Source organism: Ruminococcus bicirculans (ex Wegman et al. 2014) (genome assembly GCF_000723465.1).
In the GTDB taxonomy this organism is placed as follows: Bacteria; Bacillota; Clostridia; order Oscillospirales; family Ruminococcaceae; genus Hominimerdicola; species Hominimerdicola aceti.
Map to the genome: position 1 here is coordinate 718,528 of NZ_HF545617.1, position 9,096 is coordinate 727,623.

At 43.2% G+C, this 9,096-nt stretch carries 7 protein-coding genes and 3 tRNA genes; 9 read left to right on the forward strand and 1 reads right to left on the reverse strand.

The window, feature by feature from the left end:
- Positions 1-55 precede the first annotated feature (55 nt).
- The 9 genes from RBI_RS13770 (at position 56) to RBI_RS13810 (ending at position 7,090) form a co-directional block, all read left to right on the forward strand.
- Positions 56-1,795: an ABC transporter ATP-binding protein gene (locus RBI_RS13770; protein ID WP_041337633.1), complete on the forward strand. Its 1,740-nt coding sequence runs from the start codon at positions 56-58 to the stop codon at positions 1,793-1,795.
- Entirely contained in the window at positions 1,788-3,554 is a 1,767-nt protein-coding gene (locus tag RBI_RS13775; RefSeq protein ID WP_041337635.1) for an ABC transporter ATP-binding protein, read from the forward strand. Before RBI_RS13770 ends, RBI_RS13775 begins: the two co-directional genes overlap by 8 nt.
- A 242-nt stretch (positions 3,555-3,796) precedes the next feature.
- Complete coding sequence (locus RBI_RS13780; protein WP_041337637.1) at positions 3,797-4,696, forward strand: DUF5685 family protein; 900 nt, start codon at positions 3,797-3,799, stop codon at positions 4,694-4,696.
- Positions 4,693-5,316 carry a J domain-containing protein gene (locus tag RBI_RS13785; RefSeq protein WP_022287430.1) on the forward strand — a complete coding sequence of 208 codons (624 nt, stop codon included), beginning with the start codon at positions 4,693-4,695 and terminating at the stop codon, positions 5,314-5,316. Before RBI_RS13780 ends, RBI_RS13785 begins: the two co-directional genes overlap by 4 nt.
- A gap of 6 nt (positions 5,317-5,322) precedes the next feature.
- Positions 5,323-5,865 carry a hypothetical protein gene (locus RBI_RS13790; protein ID WP_041337639.1) on the forward strand — a complete coding sequence of 181 codons (543 nt, stop codon included), beginning with the start codon at positions 5,323-5,325 and terminating at the stop codon, positions 5,863-5,865.
- A 13-nt stretch (positions 5,866-5,878) separates the two neighbouring features.
- Positions 5,879-6,619 (forward strand): TVP38/TMEM64 family protein, encoded by a 741-nt coding sequence (locus tag RBI_RS13795; protein WP_051706997.1) that lies wholly within the window; start codon positions 5,879-5,881, stop codon positions 6,617-6,619.
- A gap of 139 nt (positions 6,620-6,758) precedes the next feature.
- Positions 6,759-6,832: transfer RNA gene (locus RBI_RS13800), tRNA-Gly, on the forward strand.
- A 49-nt stretch (positions 6,833-6,881) separates the two neighbouring features.
- Positions 6,882-6,958, forward strand: a tRNA-Arg gene (locus RBI_RS13805).
- A gap of 54 nt (positions 6,959-7,012) precedes the next feature.
- Positions 7,013-7,090 (forward strand) — tRNA-His (locus tag RBI_RS13810).
- Positions 7,091-7,284: 194 nt separating this feature from the next.
- On the opposite strand, the gene RBI_RS13815 is transcribed toward RBI_RS13810, so the two are convergent.
- The gene (locus RBI_RS13815; RefSeq protein ID WP_041337641.1) at positions 7,285-8,448 is read right to left on the reverse strand and encodes a leucine-rich repeat domain-containing protein; all 1,164 of its coding nucleotides are present in this window, start codon (positions 8,446-8,448) and stop codon (positions 7,285-7,287) included.
- Positions 8,449-9,096 lie beyond the last annotated feature (648 nt).

Consider the following 9,096-nt stretch of genomic DNA (forward strand, 5'->3'; position numbering starts at 1 on the left):
AAAACATATGATATAATAAAATTTATATGATTTTATTTAGTTGGGAGATAGAAAAATGCTGAAGCTTTTTAGGTATCTGAAAAACTATAAAAAAGAAAGCATAATCGGTCCGCTGTTTAAGCTTATCGAAGCCTGCTTCGAGCTTGCAGTGCCACTCGTTATGGCTAATATCATTGACGTGGGTATAAAAAATCAAGATAAGCCCTACATCTATAAAATGGGTGGCGTGCTTGTTCTCCTCGCCTTCTGTGGTCTGGCTTGTGCGCTGACTGCTCAGTATTTCGCCGCAAAAGCGTCATTGGGCTTTGGAACAGCCCTCCGACGTGACCTTTTCAAGCATATCAATTCACTGTCCTATGCGGAAATAGACAGCGTTGGAAGCCATACCCTCGTCACAAGAATGACAGCGGATATCAATACCGCTCAGCAGGGCGTGAATATCCTCCTTCGTCTGTTTCTTCGTTCGCCTTTTATAGTGCTTGGTTCTATCATAATGGCGTTTTCCATATCAGTAAAGCTTACTCTTATCTTCCTGATAATCGCACCTTGCCTTGCCTATGTCATCTATCTTATAATGCACATCACTATCCCGCAGTATAAGAATATCCAGAAAAAGCTGGATAAAACTAACCTTATGACAAGCGAAACTCTCACAGGCGCAAGAGTTATCAGAGCCTTTTCACGTCAGAAAGACGAGGAAAAAGAGTTCGCCGATAATACCGAAGAACTTAGACGTCAGCAGATTATCGCAGGAAGAATTTCCGCCCTTATGAACCCTGCCACATATGTTATCGTAAACTTCGCTATCATCGCTATCATTTGGTTCGGCGGCAAAACAGTTTATTCAGGCTCTATCTCACAGGGTGAAGTGATAGCCCTTGTAAACTATATGAACCAGATACTATTAGCACTCCTTGCTATGGCGATACTCGTTACAAATATCACCAAAATGCAGGCGTCCGCTATCAGAATTAATGACGTTTTCGCTGTGGAGCCAAGTGTATCCGATAAGGATAATAAATCCGTCACAACAGACGGTAATGCCCCATGCGTAGAGTTTAGGAACTGTTTCTTCTCGTACGCATCAGCCGAGGCTGACTCCCTTTCAGATATCAGCTTTAAAGCAATGAAAGGCGAAACTATCGGTATAATCGGTGGTACAGGCTCAGGTAAGACCTCTCTTATCAACCTTATACCAAGATTTTATGACGTCCGTCAGGGCGAAGTCCTCGTTGACGGCGTTGACGTAAAAGAGTACCCATTCTCACAGCTCAGAGGTATGATAGGCATTGTTCCTCAGAAAGCTGTCCTCTTTAAGGGTACTATAAGACACAATATGCAGTGGCGTGATAAAAACGCCACGGACGAGGATATCTGGAACGCTCTTGACATTGCTCAGGCAAAAGACTTTGTAGAGAAAAAGCCTGATAAGCTTGACGAAATGATCTTGCAGGAGGGCAAAAACCTCTCAGGCGGTCAGCGTCAAAGACTTACCATTGCAAGAGCATTGGTCGGTGATCCTGAGATACTCATTCTCGATGACTCAGCCTCCGCCCTTGACCTTGCCACAGATGCAAGACTAAGAAAAGCTATCCACAAAAAAACAAGCGGCATGACCGTTTTCATAGTTTCACAGAGGATCTCATCTATAAAAAGTGCCGATAAGATAATCGTTCTTGACGATGGCAAAATAGCAGGTATCGGCACTCATTCAGAGCTTTATAACGGCTGCGAGGTATATAAAGAAATTTGCCTTTCACAGCTTTCAGAAAAGGAGGCACAGGCAAATGGCTAAGCAAAGCACAAAAAACAAGCTTGATACCTCCGCTCTCAGACCGCTTCTCAGATATGCAAAACCGCATATGTGGCTGTTCATACTGTCCATGGTCTTTGCGGTCATAACCGTTGCCACCACCCTTTATGCTCCTATCCTCGTCGGCAACGCTGTTGACCTTATCATAGCCAAGGGACTTGTAGATTTTGACGGAATTATCAATATCATCATCAAGCTTAGCGTAACAGTCACCGTAACAGGCATTGCCCAGTGGCTCATGTCACTTTGTACAAATAAGATAACCTATTGCGTGGTAAGAGATATCCGAAACGATGCTTTCGCTAAGCTCCAAAAGCTACCCCTTTCTTATATCGACTCCCACCCTCACGGTGATATAATCAGCCGTATAATCTCCGATTTGGAGCAGGTGTCAGACGGACTTCTCATGGGCTTTTCACAGCTCTTTACAGGCGTATGTACAATTTTTGGTACACTTGGTTTCATGCTCTCCATAAACGTGAAAATAACCCTTATCGTGGTTATCCTAACTCCGCTTTCTCTATTTGTCGCAAGATTTATCGCCAAGAACACATTCAAGCTTTTCCACCAGCAATCAGTTGCAAGAGGCGACATGACCAGCCTTGTTGAGGAAATGACAGGCAATCAGAAGGTAGTAACAGCATTCGGCTATCAGGAAGAAGCTGAGGAGCAGTTTGAAGAAGTGAACCTGAAACTCCAGAAAGTTGGACTTAACGCCACATTCTTTTCCTCACTCACCAACCCATGCACACGATTTGTAAACAACCTCGTCTACATGGCTGTCGGTATCGTGGGCGCACTCTCTGTAATAAAAGGCGTGGGCTTCACAGTTGGTAACCTTAGCTGTTTCCTCACCTATGCAAATCAGTATACAAAGCCTTTCAATGAAATATCAGGCGTTATCACCGAGCTTCAAAGTGCATTCGCTTCTGCAAAGCGTGTCTTTGAGGTCATAGACGAAACAGAGGAGATACCTGACAGCTCTAACGCTACTGTCCTTACCTCCGTTGACGGCACATTAGACGTTGACAACGTGTCATTTAGCTATGTGCCTGATGTGAAGCTTATCGAGAATTTTAACCTCCATGTAAAGAGCGGTCAGCGTACAGCTATCGTAGGACCAACAGGCTGCGGCAAGACCACCATGATAAACCTCCTTATGAGGTTCTATGATACCGACAGCGGCGAGATACGCATAAGCGGCGAGCCTATAAAGGATTGTACCCGTGACTCCATGAGAAGTATGTACGGCATGGTCTTGCAGGAAACGTGGCTGAAAACAGGCACCATAAGAGAGAACCTCTGCTACGGCAAGCCTGACGCCTCCGAGGAAGAAATGATAGCCGCCGCCAAGTCAGCCCATTGTCACGGCTTTATAAAGCGTCTGCCAAAGGGCTATGATACCGTTATTTCAGACAGCTACAGCACTATCTCCGCAGGACAGAAACAGCTTCTCTGTATCGCACGAGTAATGCTCTCGCTGCCGCCAATGCTCATTCTGGACGAAGCTACATCGTCTATAGATACCCGTACGGAGATATTGGTACAGCGTGCCTTTGAGAAAATGATGCAGGGCAGAACGAGCTTTATAATCGCCCATAGACTTTCTACTATCAAGAACGCAGATACGATCATAGTAATGGATTCGGGACACATAGTAGAGCAGGGAAGTCATGATGAGCTTATGGCAAAGAACGGCTTCTATGCCGATCTCTATAACTCACAGTTTGCTGTGACGTGACGTAGGGGCGAACAGCGTTCGCCCGTCTTGTTACCGCACAAATTAATTGATTTACGTTTTACAATGTAACATTATAAAATTGTAAGGGCGACCCAAGGTCGCCCTTTTGTACTCTGCCACCCTTATTTTATCATAAAAATTATTGACTTTTATCTTAAAATTGTTGTATAATGTTATATATTTCACGGGATATACACAATCGTGTTTTATAATGTATAGTAACGAAAATCTAAGGAGTGCCTATGTTCGGATATGTCCGCCCTTTCAAACCCTATATGCGAATGTTTGAATATGATATCTATAAAGCTGTCTACTGCGGACTCTGTAAGGATATGGGCAGGCGTTATGGCTTTGTGACACGCTTTACCCTTAGCTACGATTTCGCCTTTCTCTCCCTTATGGATCTCTCTGTGAGGGGAGTGAAGCTTGACGCAGAAAAGCAACGCTGTATCGCACACCCTCTTAAAAAGACCATGTGCGCAAAGTGTACCTGCAATCTTAAATATACGTCCTCAGCCGCTGTGATACTCACATATCATAAGCTCCGTGACGATATAGCCGATAAAGGGCTAAAAGGCAAGCTTGCCGCATTTGTACTGCTGCCTTTTTTCAAAAAGCCATATAAGAAAGCGGCTCGCCTTTATCCGGATCTTGCCCCTGCCGTTGAAAACGCAATGGAATTGCAAAATAAAATAGAACGTGAAAAAACAGCAGGCATAGACCTTGCCTGCGAGCCTACCGCACTTATGATGCAAGCCGTCGCAGGCGGACTTACAAGCAAGCGTGACGAACGCCGACCGCTCCTTGAACGATTCGGCTACCTCCTCGGCAGATTTATCTATATCTGCGACGCTCTTGACGACCTGCCCGACGACCACGAGAGTGAAAGCTACAATCCGCTCCTTGCAAAATTTCCACCCACCGAGGGCATAAATGCGGACTATCTCAAAAAAGTTCACGCCTTTTGTGATGACAGCATAAATTTCACCCTGGGCGAAATGGCAGATATCTATGTGAAGCTCAATCTTGAGCGATATCGTGATATACTTGATAATATCGTGTATCTTGGACTTAAAAATGTCTATACTCAAATAAGAAGCGGAAAATTCCGCAATAACAGGAAAGGAAATAACGATCAATGATCTCCAAAGACCCTTACAAAATTTTAGGTGTATCCCCAACAGCTTCAGACGCTGAAATAAAATCAGCTTATAAAGAGCTTGTGAAAAAATATCACCCCGACCAGTATCAGGATAACCCCCTGGCTGACGTAGCTGAGGAGAAAATGTCCGAGATAAACGCCGCCTATGACCAGATCATGACTTCAAGACGTGGGGGTGGATACCAGTCCGCAGAAAGCGGCTATGACGGCTATGCCTCTTCACAGGGCTTTGACTCAGGCTATATCAGAAGCCTTATCCAAAGCGGAAGCTACACACAGGCAGATCAGATACTTGATAACGTGTCCTCCTCGGAAAGAAATGCCGAGTGGTATTTCCTCAAAGGCACTATATGTCACCGCAGAGGCTGGCTCAATGAGGCTTATAACAACTTCACAAGAGCCGTCCAGCTCGACCCAAATAACATGGAGTATCAAAGCGTGTTAGCCCAGATGAACAGACAGCGAAGCGGCTATATGAGCGGCAACCCGACTCAGGGTTACCAAGCAGGCGGCATGAGCGGCCCTGACTGCTGTTCCTCCCTTTGCTGTGCAGACTGCTGCTGTGAAATGATGGGCGGCGACCTTATACCGTGTTGCTAAAGACCCATGAGAAATAAAATAGCCTTCCGTGTGGCACTTGGCGGCATATGCTCTGCTGTCTGCCTGCTTTTGATGTTTTCAAGCAGCTTTTTGCCCATGCTCGATTATACTATCCCTACCTTCGCAGGCTTCATGATGGTTGTGATGATAGTGGAGGTGGATAAAAACTGGGCGATAGCCACCTATTGCGCAGTGAGCCTGCTGAGCATTTTCGTGACCCCAAATTACGAAGCGACCCTGCTTTTCACATTGTTCATGGGGTATTATCCAATACTTAAATATTATCTCGACCAAAAGAAAAACCGTCTGTTGGTGTGGGCAATAAAGCTTGCAGTGTTCAATGTGGCGATAGTCATATTCTTTTTGGCTTTTCAGTATATCTTTACTTCGGTGGATATGCTCGAGGGCATGGAGATGTTCGGAAAATACGCCGTCTTGGTATTGTGGCTGGCGGCAAACCTGTTTTTCTTTATTTATGACTATGCCCTCACACAGCTGACAGATATGTACATAAATTGGTTTAGGAAAAAAATACTCAGAAGAAAATGACGGTGACGTTTTTATGAACGAAGAACAAGAGAAAGAAATATTAAACGAGGCGAAAATACAAACTGCAAGGCACAAGAAAAAAATACAGATAATAAGCCTTGTTGCAATAATAGCGGTCATAGCAATGGCTGCAGTGGCGTGTATACCTCTTATAAAAGCGCTTCACAGCAAGGCAGGCATTGCAGCCTTGGAGCGTAAGCTTGATAACTACAGTGGCATTGTGGGAGTGCTTATCTTTACTTTCATACAAGCTCTTCAAGTGGTCATAGCGGTCATACCGCCTATACAAGTGGTGGGTGGAGTGCTGTTCGGCTGGTTCTGGGGCGGTTTGCTATCATTCTTAGGTACGCTCCTTGGCACAATGGCAATATTCGTGCTTGTGAAAAAATTTGGCAGACCGATAGTGGAAGCCTTTGTTGACGAGAAACAGCTAAAAAAATTCAAATTCCTGCAAAATGAGAAAAAGATAACCGTTATCCTTATAATCCTCTATCTCATACCGGGAATACCCAAGGACGTTATCTCATATATCGTCCCCCTGACTCCCATAAGCAAGAAGGATTTTTTCTATTATGTCATGCCATGCAGACTTCCAGCAATAATGCTCTCCACGATTTTGGGGAGCAATGTAAAAAGCGGCAACTTCACAGTTGTACTTGTGGTGCTTGGAGTAGCTCTAGTAGCAGGTATCGTTGGCTTTTTGTTCAAAGATGTTATAGTGAATAAAATGAAACAACATAAGAAGAACAAATAAGTAAAATTGCACAAAGTTGAGTTTAGATGAAAAAAATATAAAAAAGTGCTTGACAAAAGGCTCTTGTAGTGGTATAATAAATATCGTTGATTGAGCGGTAAGCTTGAAAGACCACCAAAAACGCCTGGTCAGGCAGTATGCGGGTGTAGTTCAGTGGTAGAACTCCAGCCTTCCAAGCTGGTCATGTGGGTTCGACTCCCATCACCCGCTCCAATATATCTTAAACTTTTATCCGAGTTTGAGATATCAATGAGTACAGTATGCGTCATTAGCTCAGTTGGATAGAGCAACCGCCTTCTAAGCGGTAGGTCACTGGTTCGAATCCAGTATGGCGTACCATTAAACTCGTTCCAGATGAAAATCTGCTGCGAGTATTTTCTTCTAATATGTATGGTGGGTATAGCGTAGCTGGCCTAACGCGTCAGTTTGTGGCACTGAAGACCGTGAGTTCGAATCTCACTACCCACCCCACTGAATACGTTCTGCATTATGCAGAGCGTATTTTTTTTTGTTTACATATCGTAGGGCGACCTTTGGTCGCTCGTTTTTTATGTACCTACGACAATGACCTATATCCTACCGACTTGAAATATATCCCACCTGCAAATAGACAGAAAAAGGACGGCAACTTAAAAGTTGCCGTCCAGATCCAGAGGTTATATATTTTATAAAGCGAAATTTTTGTTGTAAACAGCCTCGGCTATCCTGAATGTTTCGTCATCAAGTGCAGGAACAGCGTCAGCAGTGATCAAGGCTGCACCTCTCTCAAAAGCGTCCTCCGCAATGCCATCGGCACCATGCTGAATAACAACGCTTCTTAACTCAGAGCAATCCACGAAAGCCTTTGCGCCAAGCTTCTTTACAGATGATGGGATAACAACTTCTCTCAAAGCCTTACAGCCACGGAAAGCCTCGCTTCCAACATAGGCGATCTTGCCTGATATCCTCACCGTCTTAACTACAGTATTCTGAGCAAACGCTCTCTTGCCTATTCTGCTAACGGAATCAGGAAGATAAACGCTCTCGAGCTTCTCACAAAGTGCAAATGCACACTCGCCTATCTTTCTTACAGATCCTGCGAACTCAACCTTTTTCAGAGCAGAGCAGCCGAAGAATGCGTAGTCGCCAACAGCCTCGATTCCAAATGGTATAGAGACCGCTTCCAGACCTGAGCAGAATGTGAAAGCATTCTCTGCGATCTCGATCATAGCTGTCGGTATCTCAAGCTCTCTCAGAGAAATGCAGTTCTGGAAAGCTCCGTTTCCTATGGAAACTATATTTTCATTAAGACAAATTTCTTTCATTGAAGAGCAGAAACCGAATGCAGACTCACCGATCTCTCTTACGCTCTCAGGCAGGTCAGCTCTCTCCAAACTGTCGCAATTGTAGAATGTGAATGGCAGTATCCTTTCCACACCATAAGGTATAGTCGCAAATCTCAGAGATTCACAACCGCAGAATGCCATCTCACCAATAAACCTTACGCTCTCAGGGATAGTCACATTCACCAGTGAACAGCATTTGTAAAATGCCTTTCTTCCGATGATAACAACGTCCTTTGAGATAACAGCACATTTAAGGTCGTAAAGATGTGCGAAAGCACCGCCTGCAACAGCTATGACCTTTTTGCCACGAAGCTCAAAAGGAAGCTCCAGCACTTCGATATGGCTGTCACCGCAGTATCCAGTGATAATACACATATCGTCAGCCGTAACATATTTAAAACAGCCCGAGATCTTCTCGCTGCTGATACTGCTGCTTGCAGTTACACCAACGCTCTCAAGTGCTTTTTTGAAACCATTGTCGCCCATAAAATTAATGCTTTTCATCAGCGTGACCTCCATTATACCCACTATAAATATATACCTCGTAACTGAACTTAAACGTTTTCTGTATTTTCTAATGAAATTATACTACAGTATACTATGTTTGTCAATGGTATTCGCAATATTTTATTTATAAAAAATTAATTTTCAGAACTTTTTCACTGATTGTGAACGGCTTTTTTGTCACTTTTCACAATTAATTTACGCAAAATAATTTTAGTTTTCACACATCGTTCTCAATCTTTGAGAATGCTGTAATTTTATAGTAGCAAACGTTTTCGCAAGTGACGCAAAAGACTAATACCAATTTATAGAATTCGCTTGATTAAATCGACCAAACCATAAGATGATGTATTTCTTATATTTGTAAGATTGTCATAAATTATGTTTATATAATATTAATAAAGAATGATATACCGTTCATGATAATGCAAGAAAGCACCAGTAACTGCATTAAAATAGGAGATTAACATACTAATAATAAGCAAAAATGTATAATACTATCATAAAGGTTTACAAAATAGAAACTTAATTATTACAGATTGTAATAATTAATGATGTATAATAATATAAATGAAATCGTATAAGTACACAAATACAAAAACCGGAAAGGACTGATCCGTTATCAACATAATAAGAAAAATAACAGCA